At 67.2% G+C, this 24,362-nt stretch carries 23 protein-coding genes; 14 read left to right on the forward strand and 9 right to left on the reverse strand.

Annotation, left to right across the window (positions count from 1 at the left end; all coding sequences use genetic code 11):
• Window positions 1–589: 589 nt before the first annotated feature.
• Complete coding sequence (locus tag ACZ32T_RS35500; RefSeq protein WP_467371548.1) at window positions 590–808, reverse strand: hypothetical protein; 219 nt, start codon at window positions 806–808, stop codon at window positions 590–592.
• A 26-nt stretch (window positions 809–834) separates the two neighbouring features.
• Here ACZ32T_RS35500 and ACZ32T_RS35505 point away from each other — a divergent pair, with 26 nt between their 5' ends.
• The 4 genes from ACZ32T_RS35505 (at window position 835) to ACZ32T_RS35520 (ending at window position 6,827) form a co-directional block, all read left to right on the forward strand.
• Window positions 835–3,669 carry an SEL1-like repeat protein gene (locus ACZ32T_RS35505; protein ID WP_467371549.1) on the forward strand — a complete coding sequence of 945 codons (2,835 nt, stop codon included), beginning with the start codon at window positions 835–837 and terminating at the stop codon, window positions 3,667–3,669.
• Between the two features lie 804 nt (window positions 3,670–4,473).
• Entirely contained in the window at window positions 4,474–5,484 is a 1,011-nt protein-coding gene (locus tag ACZ32T_RS35510; RefSeq protein WP_467371551.1) for a DUF6192 family protein, read from the forward strand.
• Between the two features lie 3 nt (window positions 5,485–5,487).
• Window positions 5,488–5,916 carry a RacP protein gene (locus ACZ32T_RS35515; RefSeq protein ID WP_467371553.1) on the forward strand — a complete coding sequence of 143 codons (429 nt, stop codon included), beginning with the start codon at window positions 5,488–5,490 and terminating at the stop codon, window positions 5,914–5,916.
• 56 nt (window positions 5,917–5,972) lie between these two features.
• Window positions 5,973–6,827 (forward strand): IS5 family transposase, encoded by an 855-nt coding sequence (locus tag ACZ32T_RS35520; protein WP_467371556.1) that lies wholly within the window; start codon window positions 5,973–5,975, stop codon window positions 6,825–6,827.
• 223 nt (window positions 6,828–7,050) lie between these two features.
• Here the strand turns inward: ACZ32T_RS35520 and ACZ32T_RS35525 are convergent, their stop codons facing one another.
• Together ACZ32T_RS35525 and ACZ32T_RS35530 are read right to left on the reverse strand one after the other, a co-directional pair.
• Window positions 7,051–7,665, reverse strand: a complete 615-nt coding sequence (locus ACZ32T_RS35525; protein ID WP_467371558.1) for an RraA family protein — start codon at window positions 7,663–7,665, stop codon at window positions 7,051–7,053.
• A 74-nt stretch (window positions 7,666–7,739) separates the two neighbouring features.
• A complete protein-coding gene (locus ACZ32T_RS35530; protein WP_467371560.1) occupies window positions 7,740–8,327 on the reverse strand; it encodes a competence protein CoiA family protein in 588 nt (195 codons plus the stop codon).
• A 537-nt stretch (window positions 8,328–8,864) separates the two neighbouring features.
• Between ACZ32T_RS35530 and ACZ32T_RS35535 the strand changes: the two genes are divergently transcribed.
• Window positions 8,865–9,395, forward strand: coding sequence for a hypothetical protein (locus ACZ32T_RS35535; protein ID WP_467371562.1), 531 nt, complete (start codon window positions 8,865–8,867; stop codon window positions 9,393–9,395).
• Window positions 9,396–9,964: 569 nt separating this feature from the next.
• On the opposite strand, the gene ACZ32T_RS35540 is transcribed toward ACZ32T_RS35535, so the two are convergent.
• Both ACZ32T_RS35540 and ACZ32T_RS35545 read right to left on the reverse strand, forming a co-directional pair.
• Complete coding sequence (locus ACZ32T_RS35540) at window positions 9,965–10,555, reverse strand: hypothetical protein (RefSeq protein ID WP_467371564.1); 591 nt, start codon at window positions 10,553–10,555, stop codon at window positions 9,965–9,967.
• Window positions 10,556–10,668: 113 nt separating this feature from the next.
• Window positions 10,669–12,102 (reverse strand): hypothetical protein, encoded by a 1,434-nt coding sequence (locus tag ACZ32T_RS35545; RefSeq protein WP_467371567.1) that lies wholly within the window; start codon window positions 12,100–12,102, stop codon window positions 10,669–10,671.
• Window positions 12,103–13,050: 948 nt separating this feature from the next.
• On the opposite strand from ACZ32T_RS35545, the gene ACZ32T_RS35550 reads away from it, so the two are divergent.
• Genes ACZ32T_RS35550 through ACZ32T_RS35560 form a run of 3 tightly spaced genes read left to right on the forward strand, consistent with a single transcriptional unit; the run spans window position 13,051 to window position 14,523 of the window.
• A complete protein-coding gene (locus ACZ32T_RS35550; RefSeq protein WP_467371569.1) occupies window positions 13,051–13,251 on the forward strand; it encodes a hypothetical protein in 201 nt (66 codons plus the stop codon).
• A gap of 5 nt (window positions 13,252–13,256) precedes the next feature.
• Window positions 13,257–13,901 carry an RNA polymerase sigma factor gene (locus ACZ32T_RS35555; RefSeq protein WP_467371571.1) on the forward strand — a complete coding sequence of 215 codons (645 nt, stop codon included), beginning with the start codon at window positions 13,257–13,259 and terminating at the stop codon, window positions 13,899–13,901.
• A 4-nt stretch (window positions 13,902–13,905) separates the two neighbouring features.
• Complete coding sequence (locus ACZ32T_RS35560; RefSeq protein WP_467371573.1) at window positions 13,906–14,523, forward strand: hypothetical protein; 618 nt, start codon at window positions 13,906–13,908, stop codon at window positions 14,521–14,523.
• Window positions 14,524–14,838: 315 nt separating this feature from the next.
• On the opposite strand, the gene ACZ32T_RS35565 is transcribed toward ACZ32T_RS35560, so the two are convergent.
• Window positions 14,839–15,297 carry a hypothetical protein gene (locus tag ACZ32T_RS35565; RefSeq protein ID WP_467371575.1) on the reverse strand — a complete coding sequence of 153 codons (459 nt, stop codon included), beginning with the start codon at window positions 15,295–15,297 and terminating at the stop codon, window positions 14,839–14,841.
• Between the two features lie 590 nt (window positions 15,298–15,887).
• On the opposite strand from ACZ32T_RS35565, the gene ACZ32T_RS35570 reads away from it, so the two are divergent.
• The 4 genes from ACZ32T_RS35570 to ACZ32T_RS35585 all read left to right on the forward strand — a co-directional run bounded on the left by ACZ32T_RS35570 (window position 15,888) and on the right by ACZ32T_RS35585 (window position 18,826).
• Window positions 15,888–16,625, forward strand: a complete 738-nt coding sequence (locus ACZ32T_RS35570) for an HNH endonuclease family protein (protein ID WP_467371577.1) — start codon at window positions 15,888–15,890, stop codon at window positions 16,623–16,625.
• A 133-nt stretch (window positions 16,626–16,758) separates the two neighbouring features.
• A complete protein-coding gene (locus ACZ32T_RS35575) occupies window positions 16,759–17,016 on the forward strand; it encodes a hypothetical protein (protein WP_467371579.1) in 258 nt (85 codons plus the stop codon).
• Between the two features lie 129 nt (window positions 17,017–17,145).
• Complete coding sequence (gene lexA, locus ACZ32T_RS35580) at window positions 17,146–17,832, forward strand: transcriptional repressor LexA (protein ID WP_467371581.1); 687 nt, start codon at window positions 17,146–17,148, stop codon at window positions 17,830–17,832.
• 28 nt (window positions 17,833–17,860) lie between these two features.
• Complete coding sequence (locus tag ACZ32T_RS35585; protein ID WP_467371583.1) at window positions 17,861–18,826, forward strand: hypothetical protein; 966 nt, start codon at window positions 17,861–17,863, stop codon at window positions 18,824–18,826.
• 579 nt (window positions 18,827–19,405) lie between these two features.
• Here the strand turns inward: ACZ32T_RS35585 and ACZ32T_RS35590 are convergent.
• From ACZ32T_RS35590 to ACZ32T_RS35600, 3 genes are all read right to left on the reverse strand, one after another.
• Window positions 19,406–19,588 carry a hypothetical protein gene (locus tag ACZ32T_RS35590; RefSeq protein WP_467371585.1) on the reverse strand — a complete coding sequence of 61 codons (183 nt, stop codon included), beginning with the start codon at window positions 19,586–19,588 and terminating at the stop codon, window positions 19,406–19,408.
• A 115-nt stretch (window positions 19,589–19,703) separates the two neighbouring features.
• Window positions 19,704–22,289, reverse strand: coding sequence for a helicase associated domain-containing protein (locus tag ACZ32T_RS35595; protein WP_467371587.1), 2,586 nt, complete (start codon window positions 22,287–22,289; stop codon window positions 19,704–19,706).
• A complete protein-coding gene (locus tag ACZ32T_RS35600; protein WP_467371589.1) occupies window positions 22,286–22,966 on the reverse strand; it encodes a hypothetical protein in 681 nt (226 codons plus the stop codon). The genes ACZ32T_RS35595 and ACZ32T_RS35600 overlap by 4 nt, the downstream gene beginning before the upstream one ends.
• Window positions 22,967–23,146: 180 nt before the next feature.
• On the opposite strand from ACZ32T_RS35600, the gene ACZ32T_RS35605 reads away from it, so the two are divergent.
• Both ACZ32T_RS35605 and ACZ32T_RS35610 read left to right on the forward strand, forming a co-directional pair.
• Window positions 23,147–23,269 carry a hypothetical protein gene (locus ACZ32T_RS35605; protein ID WP_467371591.1) on the forward strand — a complete coding sequence of 41 codons (123 nt, stop codon included), beginning with the start codon at window positions 23,147–23,149 and terminating at the stop codon, window positions 23,267–23,269.
• Between the two features lie 225 nt (window positions 23,270–23,494).
• On the forward strand, window positions 23,495–24,178 hold the full coding sequence (locus ACZ32T_RS35610; protein WP_467371593.1) for a hypothetical protein: 684 nt from the start codon (window positions 23,495–23,497) through the stop codon (window positions 24,176–24,178).
• Window positions 24,179–24,362: the final 184 nt, after the last annotated feature.

Below are 24,362 nucleotides of genomic sequence, written 5' to 3' on the forward strand. Positions count from 1 at the left end.
GCTCAACTGGTCTACCGCCGCGGCTGCGGTCTGCGAGTCGTCGGCCACCACCTCCTGACACCAGACGGGCACCGGGTCAGCACACGTCCGCTTCACCGCCTTCTGAATCAGCTGCGCCCCTTGGGGCCGGTCTCGTCGGCCCCGTCCTCGTTGCGAAGATCAGCGCTGATACCGCCCAGGACCATGGAGTGTGGTGCCAACCGCTGCGCTACAAACGACTCCGCCGAAGCCGATGTTCCGCCGTTTCACGCATGGCGCCGGCGCGAGGGGAGACTGACTCCGCTCCACAGCACCGTTGGGGATCTCCCACGAGGGCTGTAGCCGGATCCACCAGGAGCATCCCCCAACGTTCAGCTGACGCTCGCCCAACCGGCCAGCCGTAAGCAGGGGGTCCGATAATGGTGGCGACCGTTAGTGCCCGATCAATCGCCCTGAGGTCGCGCACGACACGGGCCCACTGCCCAAGCAACGGCCCATGGTGTGTGGAGCGCCCATCAGGCGGGAGGCAGCTCTAGCTGGAAGGCGAATGTCATCGCTCTCCGGTTTCCCTCCATACCGCCCCAACATACAAGGGCTGGCGTCAGCATGATCACCGGCCAGACAAGAAGGGGGCGAGCGCCGCGGTCACAGCGGCGGCAACGGTGAGCACAGCGGCGAAAGCGGCGGCCCCCCGCATGAGGGCGGCGGGGTATGTGGCGCCGTCCAGGCGGGCGAGCTTACTTGCCCCGCCAGCGGTAAGCAGGGCGAGGATGACCACGAGTGCAGCGGTGAACACGACGACGGCCGGCTCCGGCATGACGATCTCCAAGAATTTGGAAGCGTTGACGTGACCGAATGTCCTGGAACCGTTGTTCGCCGTGGTTCGCCCGATCGATGATGAACACCGACGAACACATCGGATACGGGAGCGGCCCGGTGCAGAGCGGCAAGACAGAGCGCAACACGGCACTCACTGCACTGCGGGAGCGGTTGGAGGACGGTCTGGCCAAGTCCCGCCTCACCAAGACGCAGTTGGCCGCCCGGGCCGTCTTGGGCCGAACGACGGTGCAGACGGCATTTCAGTCGAACGGCCCGGTGCCTTCGGCCGCGACAGTGGCGGCCTTGGCCCAGGCGCTGAAACTGTCGAAAAGCGAACTGCTGGAGTTGCGCCGGATCGCCGTCGACGGCAACGGCGGACCGGCAGTCTGGGACGACAGTGGCGATGACGCCCGCGCATGTCCTGGCCGACCAATCAAGCAATGGAACCCGCACGAGTTGGAGGTCCACCCGGCCGGGCCCGCCTTGATCACACCTGGCTCGAAAGCTGGCGCAGGGCGCCTCCTTCCCGGCTATGTTTCCCGGGCGCACGACCGAGTTTTGGCTGACGAAGTGCATGCTGCGGGTGTCGGCTCCAGTGCACTGGTCATGCTGGTTGGGTCCTCATCGACCGGAAAGACTCGGGCGTGCTGGGAGGCAGTACAGCCACTCGCTGGTCGAGGGTGGAGGCTGTGGCATCCCTTCGACCCCACCCGGGCCGAGGCCGCATTGGCCGATCTGATGCGCGTGGGGGCGCGGACGGTGGTCTGGCTCAACGAAGCCCAGCATTACCTCGGTGATGTCGCCCACGGCGAGCGCATCGCAGCCGCCGTGCACCAGTTGCTTACCGATTCCGCCCGCGGACCTGTACTCATCCTGGGTACCTTGTGGCCCGAGTTTGCCGCGCAACTTACTGCCCAGCCCGCCCCAAGAGCGCCGGATCCGCACAGTCGCGCGCGAGAGCTCCTCGCCGGCCGAACCGTGGTCGTCCCAGAAGCCTTCGACCGCGAGGCTCTCGCTGGGGCAGCCGCTCTCGCCGAGAACGGAGACCGATTGCTGGCCGACGCACTTACCCGTACCAGTACAGACGGGCGAATGACACAGGATCTAGCAGGCGCACCGGAGCTGCTGCGCCGCCACCAGCAGGGCACCCCGGCCGCCCAAGCAATATTGAACACGGCGATGGACGCTCGCCGCCTCGGCGTGGGCCTTCACTTGCCCCAAGCCTTCCTTACAGATGCTGCCACCGACTATCTCGCCGATCTCGATTACGACCAGCTTCCCGAGGACTGGGCGGAGCGTGCCTATGCCGAACTTGCCGAGCCTGTGCATGGCAAACAGGCTCCCTTGCGGCGGACTGGCATCCGGCCGCAGCGTCGGCCACCAGGCAAGCTGGATAGCACAACGGTGGCCAGGACTGCGGCCGCTGGAAGCGGTCCGATATTCCGGCTCGCTGACTACCTGGAACAACATGGCCGGACCAGTCGGCATCTACTCTGTCCACCAGCGTCTTTCTGGCACGCCGCCCACGCCTACCTCAACAGTCCAGACGACCTCAACAGTCTTGCGAATGCTGCTCAGGACCGCCATCGGCTGCAATGGGCCCACCACCTTCGCTACCGCGCCGCAGCCACTGGCAGTACGCACGCCCAGATCCGGCTAGCCGAGCTAGCGCAGTTCGCCGGGGATCGAGACAGCGCGGAGGATTTTTTTGAGCAGGCAGCCGATGCTGGCAACACTATCGCCATGGTTCGACTGGCCAAGCTGAGAGAAGCATCGGAGAACCGAGTCGTAACGACGCTATTGGAAGAGGTAACCACCGCCGGTGATGCCGCAACAACAGATGTCGAAACGATGATGCAACGCGCGCAGGCGCAAGCACGGCAGATGCGTGAGGAGAACGTAGGCGCCGAAGCCTGGTACCAGCGGGCAGCCAATGCTGGTGCTGTCGAAGCGATGATGTGGCTGGCGCGGGCACGGGAGAAACGTGGGGATAAAGAGGGCGCCGAAGCCTTGTACCAGCAAGCTGCCGACAACGGCGACACCAGTGCTCTGGTCAAGCTCGTCGGGCTGCGAGAGCGCCACGGGGACGGAGAAGGTACTGGTGCGGCTGGATTGCACGAGCCAAACGGCCACATGAGGGGGGCCGAAACCCTGTACCAGCAAGCTGACAACGGCGACATCGATGCCCTACTCCAATTGGCGCAGGCGCGGGTGCGACGGGGGGACAACGTGGGCGCCGTGAGCCTGTACGAGCAGGCAGTCAATGCTGGTGCTGTCGAAGCGATGATGCAGTTGGCGCGGGTACGGGAGAAACGTGGGGATAAGGAGGGCGCCGAAGCCTTGTACCAGCAAGCTGCTGACAACGGCGACACCAGTGCTCTGGTCAAGCTCGTTGGGTTGCGAGAGCGCCACGGGGACATAGAGGGTGCCGAAGCCTTGGCCCGTCAGGCGGCCACTAGCAACGAGACGGAAGGTTTCATCCTGCTCGCACAGATGCGAGAGGGTAGCGGCGACGAGGACAGTGCCGAGAGCCTCTATCAGGAGGCCGTCAACGCTGGTGACACTGCGGCAATGGTCCAACTCGCGCAACTTTGGGAAAAACGCGGGGATGCCCAAAGCGCCGAGAGATTGGTCCAGCGCGCAGCCGACCTCGGCCACACTGCCGCCTTGGTGCAGCTCGCGCATCTACGAGAAGGGCTCGGGGACTTGAGCGGAGCCGATGCTCTATACCTGCAGGCTGCCGACACCGGACGTCCCGTTTACACGGTCAGCCTGAACCGATGGCCTTGGGGTCTTGACCCGGATGGGACTCCCACAGTGCCCTGGGAGCGAGGCCGGCGGCAGCGGACGACAAGTCCGGAGGGCGAATAGTAAGTCCCGGGATGGTGATAATGAGCCTCAGGGCTGGTCCGTGGCTCGGAGACCTTGCGTCCGAGCGCACCGGTGATCTTTCCGTGGACCCGCTTGCCTCATGTAGTGCATGAGCTAGGTGAAGTCGACGGGAGAATTGGAAGCTGCGTGTGATCTCTGACGGACTGAATGGCAGGGTGATTCGGAGATTTCTCACGCGAGTTTCCCAGCAATTTGTCTTGAGGGTCGGAATCTGTCGAGGCTCGGTGTACCTGCGCAGTGGTCATGCTCCTGACCTCGTTTTAGTGGCTGTTTTCGATCCCCGGTTTTGAGTAGCTTTGGGCCCTAAGCTGGCCGGGTGTCCGAGGACGCCGGGGAACGGGTGTGCGGGGGCTGCGGTGAACGGTTGCGGCCGGCCGCACGGCCTGGCGCCGTGTACTGCTCGGCGGCATGTCGTTCCAGGCAGTGGCGCCGGGGCCGCCGGTTGCGCAAGCGGGTGGCCGCGGAGTTGAGTGGTGCCGGCAGGGCCGAGTGCCCCGAGTGCGGGGCGACTTGGGTGGCCGGGGTGGACCGCCGTTCGAACGCGGTCTACTGCTCGCGGCGGTGCGTCACGAGGGCCTGGAGAGCCCGGAAGGAAACGTTCGGCGAACGGTCACGGTGACCGCATCGCGAACGCATCCGGAAGCCAACCCCGTGCAGAATATGGTCAATTACGGTCATCCGTTGTGATCTTCGTATTTCCGGTCCGACTCTCGGTCGAGAAGCGAGCCGGGTCTCGCCACGGCCTCTTGGCCGTGCACCGGTCCGCGGTGGGTGGTGAATGCCATGCCCGAAGAGATCGCGTCCGCCGACAAGGTCGGCAGCGTCAGCGGGAACCGCTATGCGGCGATCGTGGCTGAGCTGCGGAAACTGGTCGAGTCGTCCAGCCGCATCCAGTTCACGATCGGCGACTACGCACTCGAAGTTGAGCCCATGCGCGAGGCCGGCGGCCAGGAACGGGGCGACGAGCTATTCACGGTCAAGGACTCCCTGTTCCGCCTTGCTGAGGACATCGGGCTGTCGTACTCGACGGTAAGGACGGCGAGGTGGGCCGCTTCGAGGTGGCCGGAGGACCGCCGGGTGTCGGGGGTGTCCTTCACTGTCCACAAGATCATGGCGTCCATCGTCGACGACGAGGAACGGTGGGCCACGATCCTCACCCCGCCCGAGGGCAAGAGCCGGTGGACACCGGACGAGGCCAACCGGCGGGTCGGCCGGCAGGTCGTCAAGCCCGTCACCCCGCAGGAGAAGATCACCGCGATTCACACCCTGGCCCGCGACGAGGACGTCGCTGCGGCGGTGACCACCGACTTCCTCAAGCGGCCGACGGTCGCTGCGAAAGTGCCCGATCAGGAGAAGGTCCGGGTGGTGGAGGAGTTCACCCGAGACGAGTCGGTGGCGACAACCGCCGCGACCAGCCTGCTCCGCAGGCCGGACGTCGCCTTCCGGGCGATGTCGGACGACACCGCCCGCCACCAGGTCAACCATGCCCAGGTCGAGCGGGGCCGGCAGGCGCGCGAGCACTTCGAGGAGACCAGCCCCGTGGCCCCGGCCATCCGCAACCTCGACCGGTCGGTGGAGTTCCTGGACCTGGTCACCGCCTGCCACTCCTTCGTTGCGGCGGCCGGCCGCGTCGTTCCCGGCCTGCGCGACCGCCAGCTCGGCGACGACGAACGCACCATCGTCCACGAGAACGTCGCCCGGGTGAGGGCGACGCTGGACTGGATCGAGACCGCGGTCGACACCGGCAAGGTCGACGTCGACGGCGAGCTGGCCAAACTGCTGCAAGGCGAGTAGGCGATGCCTCGCGCTTCCGAGCGCAGATCGCCCGCCGCCCAGCGACACGCCGACACCGTCCGGTTCGTACTCTTCGAGGCCCGCCCGGCCGGTCTGACCTTCAACCAGCTGGTCAGATCCAGCGAGCTGTCGCCCCACCAGACCCGCTCCGGCCTGGCCTGTCTCCGGGACACCATTGCCGAACGCGGCTGGCCGCCCCTGATCTGGACCCGCCCGGACGGCTACAAGTTCTGCGCCGACCCGGCCGAGCTCCAGGCATACGAGGTCGCGGTCATCCGCGGGAAGCTCACCGAGATCCGCCGGTTCATCACCGGGACGGTCGCTCCGCACGCTGGCCTCCAGCCCAAGGGCCGGTGGATCAAACACCTCAACACCCAGCTCAGCTCGGTCGAGTCCACGCTCGACGTCATCGCCGACTTCACCGATGCCTGACTGGCGGGGCCAGCCGCTTCGCGGCTGGCCCCGCCCCGTCCTTGAGGGAGGGAACGTTGCCGCGGCGACGCAGCTATCCCTCCGACACCTGGGACGACGAATGGGCCTTGATCGAGTCCATGTTGCCGACACCAGCCTGCGAAACGAAGGCGGGCGGCCGTCCCGAGAAACATCCGCGCCGGGAGATCGTGGACGCGATCCGCTATGTCGTGGACACCGGCTGCAAGTGGCGGGCCCTGCCCAAGGACTTCCCGCCCTGGCGCACGTGTTACGGGTTCATGGCCCGCTGGGCCGCCTGCGGCGTCGTCGGCCAGATCCGTGACCAGCTCCGCAAGCGGATCCGCCGCGAGATGGGCCGGGCTCCCGGAGCGGTCGCCACCGTCATCGACTCCCAGTCGATCAAGGCCGCCGACACCGTGGGCAAGGACTCCCGCGGCTACGACGCCGGCAAGAAAATCAACGGCCGAAAGCGGCACCTGGTCGTGGACACCAAGGGCCTGCCGCTGTTCGTCATGGTCACTCCGGCAGACATGACCGATCGCAACGCGGCCAAGGAAGTGCTGTTCAGGCTGCGGTTGATGCACCCCGAAATCACCATCGTGTGGGCCGACTCCGCCTATGCCGGACAGCTCGTGACCTGGGCCGAGACCTACCTCGACCTGACGATCAAGACCGTCAGCCGTCCGAAGAACGTCCCAGGGTTCGTCGTTCTGCCCCGGCGCTGGGTAGTCGAACGCTCACACGCCTGGATCATGCACGCCCGCAGACACGCGCGCGACTACGAACGGCTCATCCAGCACTCGGAATCACTCATCACCTGGGCCGCGATCACCCTCATGACCAGGCGAATCACCCGCCGAAGCTCTCGCAGAACCGGTCAGCCGGACTCTCGCGAAGCGCAACGGGACTGATCGAAGCGGCGGTGGCGGTCACCACCGCCACCCAGAAGCTGCCCGGTTCCTCTGGCCTAGGCCGAATCCTCTCATCGCCACTGGACTACCGTGAGCGGAGCCGCTGATGTCGACACCGGAGCAACCAAAGCCGCCTCCGTTCGAATCCTGAGCTGGGCAAACGCGCCGCTCAGGCGCCGCCGAAAGCTCTCGGCCGGAGGGGTCCGTGCACGGGGGGATTCCGTCAGTCGGCGAAGCCCTGGTCGCGCAATGCCTTCTCGATGCGGGCGCGGTGGTCCGTCTCCCAGGCGTCGAGGGACTGCTCGGCCTCCTTGGCGAGCTTCGCCCGAGCGGCCGCGAGGATCTCCTCCTGGCGGGCGGCGGGGGTGACGACGATGCCCTCCTCGTCGGCGACCACGATGTCTCCAGGGTGCACCAGCACACCGCCCGCACGAGCCGGCGCACCGAGCGCGCCCAGCTTCTTCTTGGTGCCCGGGATCGGGATGACACCGCGGGAGAAGACCGGGAAGCCCGTCTCGCGCACCTCGCCGAGGTCGCGTATGACACCGTCGACGACGAACGCCGCGACGCCGCGACGCTGCGCGACCGCGCACACGTTGCCGCCCGCCAGCGCGTAATCGACGTCGCCCGATTCCACGACGATGACCGAGCCTGGCTCCGCGCGGTAGATCGCGGCGTGCAGCATCAGGTTGTCGCCGGGTTCGCACCGCACGGTGTACGCGGGTCCCGCGACGCGCGGCGAGTCCCACAACGGCCGTATGCCGGTGTCCATCACCTGCTCCCGGCCCAGCAGGTCGGCGAGGGTCGTGGGAGGGATGTCCTTGAAGCTGTTGTTCATCGCTTCCTCTGTAGGGGTGTTGGGGGTCCGGGGTTCCGGGGTGGGCCAGTCACCAGTGGGCTGCCGTGTCCTTCTCAGGGCTGTAGAAGTGTGCCTGCGGCCCTGAGCACCACCTTCCCACCGCCGCCCAAGCCTGTCAGCGACTTCCTGCACCAGGCGTCGACGGCAAGCACCGTTCGAATCCTGAGCCCGGCAAACACGCAGCTCAGGATTGAAAACAGGCACTCAGCTCGATAGCGTTCCGTGCGGTACTGGATGTCGTCGTTGGTGATCGGGGACAGCTGGGCCTCCCACGCCATGCGCTGGGTGCCGTCGGCGGAGCTGGCCATGACATCCGCACGCCACGAACCGTCCGCGGCCGGGACCTCGAGCTCAGCGAACCAGCCCGCCGCCCGGATCGCGGCCGCCAGCTCCAGCTTGAGCATGTGGTGCTCCCACGACTCGTTCGACAGCTCGCACGACGGCGGCCGTCCAGAGTCGTGGCAGAAGAACCGCACCCCGTAGCGCGAGACCTTGGCGTGCAGGCCCCACTTACACTGCGGGCAGACGAGCAGAGGTCGAGGGCGGGCCTTGTGCAGCTGGGCCCAGTCCAGTTGGTGCCCAAGATCGGGCAGAGTGGAATCGAGTCGGCCGAGGCCGGCGTGCAGGGCAGTGAAAGGCATGAATCGCAACTCCCGGCGATCCGCGTTTTGCACGGCTTATCTGGCACGACAAGTGATACCAGGGGCCACTGACAGGCGCGCCCCTGACCTACACCTGGAGGGTCGACTAGCTGCACGCTGGAGATCCGGGTTGTACTCACCCACGCCGCCAACTGCTCCCGCAGGTGCTGCGTCTTGGCCTGGGGCAGGAGCCTGCCGTGCTCGGCCTGGGCCACGATCAGGGCCTGCCCGGGCTTCCGAAGGGCCAGGATGTTTGCATATGGCTGGTGCGGCAAGGGCCAGCGCTCGCCGTGGTCGGCCCACCAATGGCGAGTCAGGGAGCTCTCAGGTCAGGCCCGATGGGTAGGCAGGGCGGTCATGCTCGTCGGCACTCTCGCGCAGCCGGACCGGAGGTGAGTGCTGTCAGGACGGGGGCGAACCGTTACGGTCACCGAGTCGCTGCAGGTTGCCTAGTTCGCCCGCCCAGGCGCCCCTTGATCACGCAGGATGGGCCCGGGGCCACGTGGGCTTCTAGGTGGTTGGTCAGAGGAGGAAAGCGTGGGCGCAGAGCATTTGATTTCCGACGAAGAGACTCGTCAGATCGCGGAGGGGTTCCTAGGAACCTCCCCTTGGCTGGGCGACGTCGAGTGGGCAAACGACAGCATCGTGATCGGTCCGAACGCTGAATACCTTGCTGGATTCGACGGCACTTTCCCTGCGGATGCCAAGCTTGCCGAGAACCAGAGGTGGTCATGGCAGGTGTCTTTTTCCGACCCCGCAGGAACGAAGAAAACACTGTCTCACGAAGCGGTACTCAAAGGTCTCAGCGACATCGTTTATGGAGACCACGCAGGGGCCGAGGGCTACCGTTACCTGCGCATCGCGCAGTGGTTCACAGAGCCGACAGTGGCCCGTCGGACAATTCAACTGTCCACTTCGGACCGCTCGTCGATCTGTCAGCGCGCCCTGTACGGCAAGATTGTCTTTTCTACAGGAGAAACGGAAGGACCCTTCGGCGGGAAGCTGGACTTCTTCGAGGACCAGCGAGCAGGCGAGGGTCATTCCTTGGCGGACTCGACGTCTGACTGAACACCCAGGAACCATGGCCGATGTCACGGAGACACCAGCGTGCGGCGCGCGAACCGGGCTGAGTGGCCCCAGCAAAGCCCCAGAGGGTGCCGCTGGCCGATCCTGCGAGCGCAGACCAGCCCGCACCGCCTGCTTCGGATGACGAGACGAACGGGCAGACGACTGTGGGGCCATCCCCGCGGGCGCGGGGATGGCCCCACGGCGGCCAGAACGGGGGTGCACAGCTTCACCTGCTCCCCGCGCACCGGGGATGGTCCCGGGAGCCACGGCCGGCCGAGGAACCGGTCGCTCTGCTCCCCGCGCACCGCGGGGATTGCCGGTCCTTCACAGCCCGTACTTCTGCGCCCAGTCGAAGACGAGCTGCTTGGCTTCCTCCCGGTCCTCGATGTGGGCTCTGTGCTGTTCCGGCGACCACGTCGGATTGGGGATCGTTGCCTAGACTCCGTAGGGCCAGGCGACACCGCCGGCGTCGTTCTTTCCGAATACGGCGATGTCGCGTGTCTTGCTGAAGGCCATGTGAGCACCTCCTGTGATGACTGGGATGCGCGGCTGAGTGCTGGTTGTGCGGGCTACAGCGGGGGGACGTACAGGCCAGCGGCGGCCCCGATCTGGCGGACGTCCATCGTGGGCTGCAGCGGGGACGGCTTCCACCCCGTGGCCTGCTGAATGAAGCCGCCCTTGTTCGAAGCGCCGCTGTTCCACCCGCGGTCGACAACGGGAAGGCGCAGCCAGTTCAGTCGCTCCCCGGTGACCACATGAGTCGGGTGCGTGTAGTGCGTCAGGAAGTCCTCCTGGCCCCTGTCCGCGTCGAGCTGGCCAGGCAGGGTGCGCCAGTCCGTGATGTGCGGTGCACCTTCGAAGGTGCCGGTGATGTCAGGTGTGGTGACGTACCAGGAGATGTGGACCTCGCCGGGCCGGTACAGGTTCGGCCACCGCTTGTGGTACGAGTCGGCCCATTCGTCGACCCACATCTGCCAGAGAGCTTCGGCGCTGATCTCGTTGGCAAGGTAGTCGTCCGTGAGGGTGCTGCCGTTCGGCTCGGCGTAGAGGGCGAGTGCCTCGGTCTTCTCGTAGCCGTTGCCCTTGTAGGCGAACGTCCACCGGTTGCCGGGGCCGTAGGGCAGAACAGTGTGGGGCGGTGCGTCGGGGTCGGTAGTCATGCGGCCAGTCTTGTCACCTGTGACCTGGCTTGTCCGGGCATTGCGTAACAACGTCCCCAACCCGGATGGGCTGGGGACGTCCCGTTGGCCGCCGAGTTCTTCACCCGGGCCGATCAGCTGTGGAGCGGGGCTGTCACAGCGTCATGAGCGGCTCGGAGGAGCGCCTGCTGCTCGGCGTCGAGACCACGAGGCGCTTTGCTCGTCGGCGTGACAGCAAAGAAGGCGATCGACCCCAGGACTACGTCCTGCGGTTCACCGAGCAGCGCCATCATCTCGACCCCGATCGTGTTCCTGTTCTCCGCAGTGGCGGGGACCAGCTCTCGCACGTACGCGTTCACGGTTGGCGTGCCCTCGATCATGATTCGGTCCACAAATCCGCTGCCTGACCCGGTGACACTGTTACGCATCTCGGAGGGCGTTCCGTGTTCGAAGGTGATAGCCCCGGAGGGGGACAGGACCGCGTACGAGATCGGGTCTTCAGCCTTGGCCTGCGGGGCGGAGCGCAGGTCTTCCGCCAGCCCCTTGAAGCTCTCCTGCTGCCGGGGGAACTGGTAGGGAGCGAAGTCGGCTTCCATTTCGTGCGCCTGCCGGCTGTTAACCCGCTGCTGTAGATCAAAGAACGTGCTCATGGCTTTGGCGAGTTTGTCGCACCTGGCCTGCATGCGCAGGGCGACTGCATGCACTGCGGGACGTGGCACCCAGTTGGGCAGCTCGTACTCCGGAACGGGGCGGTCGCTGGCGTATCCAATACGGCGGGACAGGTTCGTCACGGTCGCGGCAGCAACCGAGCCTGGCTTGAGTCCAGGGGTGCGCTGCCCCCAGGCCACAGACCCCGCGGTAGCACTCCAGGCAACGGCAACAAGCTGCTCCAGCGTGAACCCGGCGGCCAAGGCGTCCTTGACCGTCGTATGCGCGTCCGGAAGCCGGTGCTCGGGGATGGGATCCTCCCGGTACTTCCGCCCCAGAAGCCCGTTCAGATAGTCGATGACCATGTTGGTCTCGACATCGATGAGCGCCTTGCGAATGTCCTCCGGGTTGCGCTCGAGATGCACTTCCATGGCGCTCTTGGCGTACTTGTTCCTTCCCTCCTCGCTACCCATCCACCTGGGCAGGGTCCAAGGGATCAGCTTGATGTACACGGCGCGAACGGAGTCGTCGTCGTTGAACGCCACCGCGTCCAGAGTGGTGGGCGGGGTGGGGACCAGCCAGCGTCCTTGATGCAGTTCGCGCAGGACGTCGACATCGCCGTCCGTTGCGCCGGTGAGCGTGTAGTCGAGCTTGCCGAACGGACCTACCGCCTTGCTGCTGGCTTTGGTCATGATCTCTGTGATGGCCAGAAGAGCGAGCGCGGCGGTCACGGAGGGGAACCCAGAGGCAGTCTCAGTCTCCTGTTCCTGTTCCAGCCATTCCAAGGCGTTCTCGACCCGGCGAGCCTTCTGCGCGTCCTGGCGTTCCTTGGCCGCGGCTGCTTCTTGCTGGCGTACGGCATTGGCCGCTGCGGAGCAATCGGAGCAGACCGATCGTGCCGTGACGGGGTCGGTCGGCATGTCCGGCGCCCAGTGCCCGGTGGCTGCCATCTCTGACCGGGAGGTCACCTTGCTGGGAGCGGTGCACTCTGGGCACAGAACGGTGAGGAGTGAGGCGTACGCGGCTCCTTTGACTGCCTTGTAGACCTGGCTCGTGGATCCCAGGGACGCGACGGGGCGCGTCCATGTGCCAGGCTCGGAGAACTCCCAGTACCCGTGGCACAACGCCTGCGTTTCGGCGTCTGCGTTCTCGTCGATGTGGATCTCTACGAGGGGGGTGGCTGCGTTCGGGTACAGAAGGCGAGGCGGCTGTTTCGGAGACGGCGCGCGCGTGGCAGGTGCCCCTTTCGCCTTGGCCCGTTCACGCTTCCTACGCCTGTCCCGCTTGCCCATGGTGTCCCCTCGCACGATGAATCGTCAGCATATCGACGGTGTGTGACTGCTGTAGCCGGTCGGCTCAACCGGCCACAGAGCTTCGGCCAGGTCTGCGCCATGTCGACGAACCGGGAGTAGTGCAGCTGGGCGGTGGCCGTGACCGTTGCTGTCGGGCCGGACCTCTTCTTCTCGATGTTGAGGTCGACCTCGCCAGCGCGCGGGAGGTGGTCAGTCCTTGCACGCTGCGGGTGTGTACCGCGCGGGTGCCTTACCCCTGCTTAACGATCGTGATGTAGGTCACGTTGCGGGTGCGCAGGTGCGCAGTTGACGTGCACGGTGCGGCGGCGAACGTGGGCTGGACACGTACGTTTCCCCTGGTGGGAGCGTTGACGTTAAGTGATCAAGGTGTGACTGCAAGCAGTGGTCTACGCCTTTGTGTAGCCAACCGATCGCGTTCAGTCAAAAAAGACGAGGCTGCGATGCGCGTTTGCCTATCGGGTTTCGAGAAGCTGCGGTTGAGGGCACAGACGCTCTCCGGTGCTCCCGGGACAGGGGATGGAGCGCCGCCCAGTGTGCCCCCGAGGAATGGGAACTGTGGTCGTTCACGATCTTCTCGTCGTGCTGGCGGTCGTCACCGCCCTGCGCGTATTCGCCCCCGACGCACGCGCCCTGACCCGGCGTCTGCTTAGCGCCGGAGTGCGGGTCGGTACCACCCAACTACTGGAGGACACATCGGCCGCCGGCACCCGCCAAGGGCGCCCGCCGCTGCCGGACTCACACAGCGGGGAGGCATGAGGCACATGTCCACCACCTCGTCACAGGGGGAGCCTGACGGACCGGGAGCCCAGTACGAACTCCCCCGTTCCAGCTTCCTGGAAGAGATCAACAACCTGAAGGGCATCGAGTACCGGATGACTCCGGACCAGGAGGCGTTCTACGACCTCTATGCCCGCGCCCACCTGCGGTACGCGCATACGATGCTCGGCGACAAAGATGCCGCCAAGGCGGTCGTCCGGCGCTGCTACTCCCACCTCGCTCTGAACTGGGCGAACGTGCTGAAACAGGAAAGCCCCGAGGCGTACGCCTGGAAGCTGCTCAAGCAGCGGGTGGAGACCCACCTGCGGCTGGGAGGCCAGACTTCCCAGATGGTGCAGACCGCAGCCTTCCAGCAGGCCGCTCGCGCCACTCTGGAGATGATGCGGCGCCAGTTCGCGGTGATGGAGTCCGCGCTCGGCCTCTACACCGCGATAGCCGGTCTGCCCGAGCGGCAGTACGACGTCATCGTCATGCACTACGTCCTGGGCTACTCCTCACCCAAGATCGCCCGCCTCATGGGCATCAAGCCCGACACCGTCCGCTCCCACCGGCGGTTAGCCCGCGAACGGATCGCCATCAAACTCGCCCTGTCACCTGACTCGGCTGCCGACGAGAATGAGAAGGAGTAACACAATGCGCAGCATCCACGACGTTCTCGGCGGTGCTGGATACCCCGACCCGTTCACCGACGAAGACCTCGCCGACCTCAAGCAGGAAATCGTCCGCGACGTCACCGCCTCCATGATGTTCGGCGCGCAGCCCGCCCCCGCCGGCCAGTTCCCCACCCTCCACGACCAGGCCAGCAGACGACTCGCCACCCTCTCCGCCCACCTCCTGCACCACCGCGACGCCGCCGAACACGTCTCCCAGCTCGCCCACGAAGGCATCGACGAGGACGGCGCACTCCGCTTCGCCTCCCTGCTGTTCCTCGTCGACGAACGCGAAGGCGCCCGCTTCTGGTGGCAGTTCTCCGCCGGCGTCGGCAACGCAACCTCCGCCTACTGCCTCCACCTCTACCACCTCTCCCGCGGCGAACTCCGCGACGCCGACCACTGGGCCCTGGAAGCCGCCACCTTTGACAACCCCGTCCCCCGCACACCCACCCGCCACCAACTCATCCACCGCGACGCCCTACGCGCCGCCGTCCGCGCCCTCAAGGTCGACGCAGTCGAAGAATCCGGCTACAGCAGAGTGCTGAGCCCCGCCCAGCACCTGGCCGACCGGATCGAAGAGCTCACCGACGCCCCATAGGCTGGGCAGGGAAGCGCAAGGGCCGCCCGGTTTTCCGGGCGGCCCTTGCGCTTCCCTGCCCAGCCACCCCCGCAGCCACGGGCGCACCCGTTGCTCGCCGGGTAGGGCCAGGAGGGCACGAGTGTTGGGCGACGTGAGGATGCAATGGGCGCCGACAGCTGAGATGTCAGTGACTTCCGCCCCGCGATACCGAGGAGACCGTGACGAACCTCCTGGAGACGGTGGGCCCGGACGTGGCGGCCAAGATCCGGGCCCGGCTGAGCAACGACACGCTCGTCGCGCTGTACGCCGACACCGCGGCCTAGTCGGCGACGGCTACTCGATCGGGTGGACGTCGAGCCAATCCACCAGGTTGTGCGCCGAACCGAAGATGTCGTCCCGGTTCGTCATGTCCAGACCCGTCGAGGTGTTGGCGCCCAGGTCTTCGCCGACGACGAGTCCCTTCTCCATGGTGTCGATCAGCGTGTACGCCCCGGTCCAGAAGTCCGCGCCCACACTCTTCTCGGCGTTCATCGCCTTCCGTAGGTCGCGGGCCGAGTTGACGATGGTGTTCATCTTGTTCCAGCAGGTCCCGGCCTCCGTGGTGCACACGTCGTCCAGGTACGCGTTCGCCGCGACGTCCCGGAACGCCGTGGATGCCTTGCTGAAGCTCAGCGCCGCGGCGGTCGGGGCCGCCGGCTTCTTCGCGTCGGCGTCTCCGCTGCACCCTGATACTCCTACTGTGGCCGCGATAGCGAACGTGATGCTCGCGGCGGCCCCCCACCCCTTGATCATGCGCAGATCATGCCACGGGCCCCGCCAGAGCGGGGCCGTGGTGGGTGAGTACGCGACACCTCGACATGGGGGCCTATCAGTCCCGGGGTTGGGACCGGGTTCGCCCTCACTAATCACAACGAGATCCGGCCCCCGGTCGTGAACGGCGTCGGCGCGTCCCGGCCGGTGATCGCAGTACGGGACGGCCGCGAGGACCGCGCCCCGCAGGCCGCGTCCTTCACGGTCCGGACCGGCTCCTCACACTGTGCCTGCGAGGAGCCAGGCTCCGCCCGGATCGTGGGTTCTCCGCTCGTCGTCGCCGAGCTCCGGTTCGGCCGGATGGGACTGCGCGTCGCTGCGGCGCACCGGGAAACCAGCTGCGTGGAACAGACCCGCCTCTGGCACGTGCCCGGGCCGCCAGATCCCGGACTCCTGACCGACCCCCCCCTTAAACTCTGCGCCTGCGCACCCATCTGTCGGCCCAGACCAAGCCACACAGCACCAGGTGTGTGCCCGATCTGGCTACGCCCAGCACACATGACCATCTGTCAGTGCGCTTACTGAGCTGCCAACATGAGCGGGTATCGCCGCGCCCATCATGGAGCCCGCCTGTGAACCTTCGTCGTCTCCCGTCGGTCGTCGCCGCCGTCCTGCTCGCAGCGTCCCTGGCCGGGTGCAACCCCCAGGCCGCGGATAGCACTGACTCGAAACCCTCCGGAGCCGCAGGCTCCCCGTCCTCGGCAGCGCCGTCCGGCGCGGCCGGCGGCGGACCCGCCGAAGGCGCCCTCACACTCGCCAACGCCATCGCGAAGATCCCGGACGGGGTCGAGAAGCGGGACGGGTACGAGCGCGACAGCTTCAGGCACTGGATCGACGAGGACGACGACGACTGCGAAACCCGAGCCGAGGTCCTCCTCAAGGAAGCGACCACGAAACCGGAACAGGGAGAGCGCTGCGCGCTCACCGGCGGGGTGTGGCTCTCGTACTACGACGACATCGAGGTGACCGAGGCCCGGAAGCTGGACATCGACCACATGGTCCCGCTCGCCGAAGCCTGGGACAGCGGCGCCTACGACTGGACCGCCGAGCGCCGCCAGGCCTACGCCAACGACCTCGGCGCCGAACGGTCCCTGGTCGCGGTCACCTCGAAGAGCAACCGGTCCAAGTCCGACAAGGACCCCGCCACGTGGCTGCCACCGGCCGACGCCGCTCACTGCACCTACGCGGCCGACTGGACCGGCACCAAGCTCCGCTGGAGCCTGACCGCCGACGACAAGGAACGCGCCGCGCTTCTCAATCTCGCTGAAGCCTGCCCCGACACCACCGTGCAATACGAGGTCGCGAAGTAGCACAGCCCCCAGCCGCCCCCGGGCCTCTCCACACGGCGGAGGTACTCGGGGGTGGCTCCGTTGTCAGACCCCGCTCGTACCGTCGTAAGCAGGTACCCGATGAGGACGGGACCGCACGACGAAGGAGCGGATCATGGGCGAGATCAAGATGAAGGGCCAGCACCTGGACCGGCTGCTGGCCGACAGCACCAGCACCCATGGCGCCTCCTACCAGCACGCCTTCGAGCGCCTCGCCGAAAGCCACCGCGGCCGCCCCGCCACCGACATCCTGCCCTTGCTGCGCCGGGCCGCCGAGGAGTCGCTGCTGGAGTTCACCCCGGCCGATCTGCGCGAGCAGGCCGAGGCCATCAGCACCGGACGGCCGTACGTCCTGCGGGTGCGAGTGCTGTGAGACCGGCCGCTGCGCTCACCGAGCGGGAACCCTGCTCCACCAGCAGTTACCGACAGGGCGTTCCCTATGTGCTGGTTGGCGAGTTAGTGTCCCCTTGAAGCAAGATCCCGCAGGGGGGGGGAGCACCACATGGATGCCGTCGAAGCCGCACCGCGTCGCGGTAGGCCGCCCAGGACACGGGCCGACGATGGAGAGCTCACCGGGCGCCAGTCGGCCATCGTGGACTTCATCGAGCGGGAAGTGGCAAGGCAGGGCTACCCGCCGTCGATGAGGGAGATCGGCCAGGCGGTGAAGCTCAGGAGCACCTCGTCCGTCGCCCATCAGCTGACGGCGCTCGAAGGCAAGGGCGTGCTCTACCGGGATCCTCACCGGCCTCGCGCCTACCGGATCCGTACGCGCTGGACCGAAGGGTTCCCCGAGGCACCGACATCGGCCGAGCCGGCCATGGCCCACGTCCCGCTCGTCGGCCGGATCGCCGCAGGCCACCCGATCCTCGCCGAAGAGACCATCGAAGACGTCCTGTCCCTCCCCAGGCAGCTGGTCGGTGAAGGACACCTCTTCGCACTCACCGTGGTAGGGGACAGCATGCTCGGCGCTGCCATCTGCGATGGCGACACCGTCGTCGTGCGCCAGGCCGACTCGGCCGACCACGGCGACATCGTCGCGGCAATGCTGAACGGCGAAGCGACCGTGAAGCGCCTGCGCCGCGCCAACGGCCAGGTGTGGCTGATGCCCCACAACCCCGCCTACCAGCCGATCCCCGGCGAGGAGGCGACCATCCTCGGCAAGGTCGTATCCGTTCTGCGCACCGTCTGAACAGCCACTGCCAGCACGGAGGACCCTCTTGCCCGACCAGTCACCACACACACGGCGCCCGGACAGCGAACCCAGTGCCGCGGACACCCTGCTCGCCCACGCGGCTCTCCGCGAGCGGACGGTGGACGATCACATGTTCACGGCCGGCAAGGTCTGCGGCATCCCCTGCACCTTCCGCCTCCAGCTCTTCACCGCTCCAGGCCACCGACCCGTAGCGGTAGTCACGCAGACACCCGACGAGGGAACCAGCCTGACGAACGCGGCCGAGCGCTACGCCTCCCGCGTGTGGGAGCTCCATGCCCCGGATGATCCGGAGCCGCCAATCTGGATCCAGCACTACGTCGAGCCGGACGAGCAGCACTCCGCTGACGAGTTCGACCTGGTTCCCTTCCGCGTGGATGGCCGCTTCGATCTCCAAGTCGCCGGGTGGCTGCAGATCACTGGGGACCAGCTCGCCACGCTGGTCGGCACGCCGGTCGACGGGACCCGCGGTGAGCGATACGTCCCCCACCCGGCCCCTCCGGAGGAGCGACTGCAGTACGTGGTCATGGACGTTGCTGACCTTCCCGAACCAACCCCGTTCCGGGAAGCCTGCATGACCCCTCTCCGCCGCATCCTCAACCGCTTCCTCAGGCGCACATCCTGCTGTTGGTACCACCAGCAGGACTGGTCGAAAGTCAGTGAGCTGGCGATCCAGCTGGTCGAGGACGCGCGGGCCGGCGGGAAGACGGAGCACGATATCTCCGAGCAGTTCATGGCCATGGCCAGAGAGCTCGGCACCAGCAACCAGGACCTCGTAGCGCTCCAGTCCTTGCTCGAACCGAGCGTCGCCATAGTGCCGCACCTTGGAGACAACGCCACCTACACCAACGGCAATCATCGAGCCCGGGCGATGAAGGATGCGGGCGTGACTCGCACAGTCGTGGCCACCTGGCTGCCGCCTGAATCAGAGCAAGCCATAGACCCGGTGCCACAGCTTGGCCTGCCCTCGTGACCCAGCCTCCGCTCCGAGAGCACTGACGAAGCGAAAAGCCGTGAAATCGCCCGACCGGCTGACAAGGCATCTAGAGTCGGTAGCTCACGGTTAGTTCGCCGTCACCGCTATCCGATGTTCTCCCGCACCTAGGTCGGGAGGACCGGCCCGCCCGGCTGCAGCAATGTTCGCCAAAGAGGCCACACCGGAGTAGCAATGATCAACGACAACGAACCGCCGGGCCACTGGGCCCTGATCATCGCAGCGATGGATCTCACCATCAACCTGATGATCTGGCTCTCCAGCTAGCCCGGCGCTCCGTGACGAGGGTGCGTGGCGGAATCTGACTGATCACCGGTTTCCGCCGCGTACCGCCTACCTAACGCACTATGTAGTGCACTCGGTCTGTACTCACGGTATTGCACATTCGAGATTCGCGATGGCGTTTTAGTTGCCTTGCTGCACTCGTGGGCAATCTCATCGGCATTGCCCGGCGCGCAATGTCGGCCGACATTGTCGACGCAATGCTGGATCCCGTCGCCGGTGGCGCCTGAGCGCGGTCGCTGCAGTCATGGCCCACTCGCGGGCGCAACCCGGTGCTCACGAGGTGCCTCCCTTGTCGTGGTGGGTGCGGTTGGCGACCCAGTCCGGATCGCGTACGGGCGTGGGCGCCTGCGTCTCGGTGGCGGGGGCGCGCATGATGCGCCAGCTGGTGCGCGGCGCGGTGACGGCGTGGACCAGGGGCGACGGCCGGCCTGGCGGGCGGCGGCGCCCCGGCCCCACGCCCCGGTGAAGCGGACCTCATCGGCCGCCCCGTCGCGCAGTCGCTGCCACGGGCGCAGTCGCCCGAGCAAGTAGCCGGCGGCGAGCGCGGCGGCTGCGGTGGCGACGGCGCCCGTCACGTCCACCGCATCCCGACGGCGGACAACTGCTCCACCCGGCCAGGGGTCAGCGTCGCCGCCCGAGATCGCTGGTTCGCGACCCACGCGCCAAGCTTGAGGGCACGCACCTCTGCCTGGGCATCATCGGTGTCGGGCAAGGTGATGGTCTCGATGTGCTTCCGGGACACCTTCAGGTGGCCTTCCCGCTCGAAGAACTGCCTGGCGGCGGCAAGGTGCATCGCCCACTTCTGGGCCTGGCTCATCGAGGCCTTGGGCTTCTCAGCTTCCTCGGCCGGCTCGATGCCCAGAACCTGATCACACATCCACTGCTGCGCCCCGGTGAGCTTGTCCCACCCGGTGCGGACCGATTGGACCCAGCGGCCGAGGTCCTCGCCCTGGGCCAGGGCCTGCCCGGGCCGGGTGGGGAGGGGTTCGCCTGCTTCGAGGTGGAGGCGGGTGAGGTGGAAGGTGCGCTGCCAGGTGACGGGCCAGGCCGGGCACCAGGATGCGTCGATCTCCTCCAGTTGCTCGCGCCGTTCCTCGGACAGGGCCCAGCCGGTGGTGTCAGGGGGGAGTCCTTCGGCTTCGCGGTGTTGGTTGTCGTGGGCGCGGCGGGCGGCGGCGCGGGCGTTCTTGAGGAAGATGCCGACCTTCGCTCCTTCGTAGGTGGCGTCCAGGGGTGCGAGGAGGTGGCCGTGCAGCCGTGCCCAGGCGCGGGCTGCGGAGAGGCCTTCTTCCCAGGCGATGTCGATGGTGGACCAGATCATGCCGAGCTTCTCGAGCTGGTCGATGCGGTCGTCCGGCATGGTGCCGCGGGCGTACTGGCGGCGGGCGTCGGCGATCCACTGCCCGAGCGGGAACCCGGCCAGCGACGCCGGCCAACCTGTCTCACCGACCGTGTCCTGCCGGGTATCGAGGCCCTCGGTTTCCTGGGTGCCGGGGACGCGGAAGGTGAAGGGCACGCGCAGCCCGCCATGCAGGCTGGTGTAGAGGACGCAGGCTTCGATCCCCCTGCGCCAGTGCTCGTGTTCGGGGTCCAGGATCCGCAGCTTGATGAACGCTGCCAGGACCGCGGGATCGCGGGGGGTGCTGAACTTCAGCAGCTCCCGGGCCCCGGCACTCGGCTCCTGCGCGTCGTCGCCGTCCCCGTGGTCGGTGTCGACGTCGTCCACCTCGTTGGCGTCCGAGGTCTCGGTGCGGGTGGGGGAGGGTGCCTGGCCGAGCACTTCCACCACGCGGGCGTCGTGGGCGCGGAGGGCTTCGAGGAGTTTGGCGAGGTCTCCGTACGCTTTGCTGGTGAGCATGTTGTGGGCGCTCTCGCCGGGCTTGAAGAGGATGGGAACGACGAGGGAGGCGGTCTTGCCCTCGCCGGGCTGCATCCGCAGGGCACGGCCGACGGCCTGGACGAGGTCGGGCATGGAGCCGCGCACGTCAGCGAAGTACACGCTGTCGCAGTCGCGGGTGTCGACGCCTTCCCCGAGGACCTTCACTGAGCCGAGGTAGCTTTTCTCCACGACGGTGCCGTCGCCGGCGATGCCGGTGGCGAACTCGTCCAGGACCCGGGCACGCTGAATCGGGCTGTGCTCCCCGGACAGCCACTCGGCCCAGATGGTGTTCGGGTAGAGCTCCGGATCGTCCTTGTGCAGGCGGGCGGCGACGTCGGGCAGACCGGTGGAGAACGCTTCGGCTTCCTTGACCAGGTGGTGGAAGGTCAGGGTGCGCTTGAAGCCTTCCTCAGCGGAGGCCTTCACCAGGGCGGTCTGCAGGGCGGCGATCCTCGCCCCGCGCACCTCCTCGGCACTGGCCGTACTGCCCGGGCGCAGCGTGTCCTGGTACTCGGTGTCGGTGACGTCGACACAGACGACCTGGTAACGGGCACAGATTCCCCAGCTCACGGCGTCGGACAAGGTGAGGGTGTAGGCCCTGCTGCCGAACGGGCCGTCGGGGTCGTCCTCCATGCTCGCCACGAGCTCCCCGGGCCTGCCCGGGGTGTCCTCGTCGAGCTGCCACACCCGGGGCGTCGCGGTCATGTAGAGGCGCCGGGCGGCGGGGATGCGCTGGTTGTCGTGAACGACGGCCCACGGCTTCCCGAACCGGCCGGACGTGCGGTGGGCTTCGTCCACGACGATCAGATCCCAGCCGCCCAGGCCCGCCTGGTGGGCGCGCTCCAGAGTGCCCAGGCCAAGGGAGGCGTACGTTGCGAAGACCGTCACCTTGTCCAGGTTGCGGGTCCACTCCACAAGCTCGGTGGCATCCGTGGTGTTCGGGAAGGACGCCTCCTCGCCACGGAGCGAGGAGATGCCCAGCATGGGTCCGGTGCGGCCGCTGTCCCGCCAGGCCTGCTCGGTCTGGGTCAGCAGATCCAGGGAGGGGACGATGACCAGGACGCGGCCGGCCTGGAGTTCATCCGCGCTCCGGGCGGCGACGAGGGTCTTGCCCGAGCCGGTCGCCATGATGACCTGGGTACGCAAGCCGCGGGCCGGGAGACGGGTCCCGGGCGCCAGCTCCAGGGCGCGCAGGATCGCGTCGAGGGCTTCGCGCTGATGAGAACGCAGAACCAGCTTGCTCACGGGGGAGGCCTCCGTCGCTAAGGGGGTGCTCATGCGCGCACGGTCCGGCGCTCGATCTCCGCAGCCACGAACAGGGCCCACCGGTCGGCCCACGCCTGGTGGGCTTCGCCGTCGGCGGGGATGTCGACCAGGTCGTCGGGGACTTCAACGACGACGGCGTCGTACTCGGCGGGATCGAAAAGAGACGCCCACACCACACGGTGCTCGGAGTCGCTGACCACGGCGGCGAGAACACCGCCGGTGGCGGCGTCGCCCTTGCGGACCGCGTCCCAGCCGGTGATGACGGCCTTCTCCCTGCTCCGCGTCATCACGGTGTCCCTCCCGTGCGGGGGCTGGCGCCCGGTCAGGGTGTGCAGGGTCCAGCGGGTGCCCACGGCCTGCGGCCACCGGTTCCGCGCGCTCTGCCGCGTGATCCTCGCCGCCGTCCCCATCTCCGGGTAGCTCGCCCCCGCCCGCCCGGAGCGTGCCGCAGCCTCCTTCATCACCCGTTCGGCGATCTCACCGCACTCGGCGGCGACCTCCAGGTGCCGCAGATGCAGACGCCGGGCCGCGGGCGACTCCGGACGCAGGGCGTCCACGCTGTGCGGATGCCCCTCCGCAGGGATGCCCTCACGCCGCTTAGCCTCGGCCCACAGCAGGTCCTGAAGCGCCGTCACGAAGCCGACGCCCTCCTCCCGCTCGCCGTCATCGACCCACACGTCATCACTCATAAGGACAGCTTACACGTCAGACCATAAAGACGACAAGAAAACTTTCTAAGCGGAGCGCCTGTGGAGAGGATGTCAGAGGAGAAATGCGTTACAGCCCTCAGATCCACCCTGTGAGGCCACCGAACTCCACACCCCCTACCTGCCGACACACAAGCCCAACAGGCCGGGGGACCTGGGCGTATGACCATCCGAGGCCACCTCTCAGCCACCTCCACGCCGACCGTCCTGGACACGACGGCAGGTCGGCACCGCGTCGACCCCGACGGGGCCCAGGGCACGATGAAGGCCCTGAAAGACGCCTGATTTCGCAAGGTCGAATGAATTAATTCGACTCTCCAGCACCCGAAACGACGAAATGCGATAAACCAGAACCCCGGACGGAAAGCACTCGATTCCAGGATCGCGCCCGGCACCCCTTTCCCCAACCACCACGGAGACGCTATGACCACCCCCGCCCCCCACCGCTGGCACTCCCGCATCCCACGAAGCCGGACGACAACAGCCGCCCCTCGCCCCCGCGTCGACCCCATGACAGCCGGCCGCTCCTCGGCGCGACGCAGGGCGACAGGCCTCACCCACGCGGACGTCCTCGTCGCCCTCGAATGCGCGCGCCTCGACCGCCGCCTGGACCTACGACACGAGGAGTCAGCCGACGACGGAGGCCGCGGCGCAGCGGTGCTCGCCGAGTGGGAGCGCATCGAGCAGCTGCTCGCCGGCACCACGGCCCCCTACACGCCGGACACCGACCCCTTCGTCCAGGAGGAGCTCGCGATCGAGCAGCGCCGCCAGGACGCCGTGCAGGCCGAGCTCGAGGTGCAGCGGCGCATTGCCGAGAGGGCCGACGAGCTGGCCCAGCAAGCCAGCTCCCCAGGCACCACGATGGTGAGCCAGGCTGGTGACGAAGCCGCCCGGGACCATCTCGCACAGCGGGGGGACTGGCGGATCGAGAACGTCGACGCCTGGCTCGCCCAAGCCCTCGCCGACCACAGCGGCCACTACACGGATCCCGCTACACGCACCGCGGCCACCGCCACCCTGCCCGCAGCTGTACGCGCCCACGCAGCGCTGCTCTCCGCCCTCGCCCGCACCGGGACCCCAGCCGACGTAACCGAGCTCCCCTTTACCGGCCGTCTCGCCCATCTCGACCCGGCTGCCACCGCTGCCCTCGCCGCATGGCTCGCCACCAGCCTCGCTGCGCACTCCACACCTTGAGGAGCGCTGCCCCCTGCATGGTGTGGGAGGGAACAGGCCCTGGCGTGGCTTCGTGCATCTCAAGGAACAGCGATTGTCGACCGGTTCCTGTCCGGTGACAACGAAGTTTGTCGGCTGGCTCGCTCTGAACTGCATCGACCACGTTGAATGACGAGCCCCACACGGCTCGGTGACCGCAAGCTCG

It is taken from the genome of Streptomyces sp. NPDC023573 (assembly GCF_055559735.1).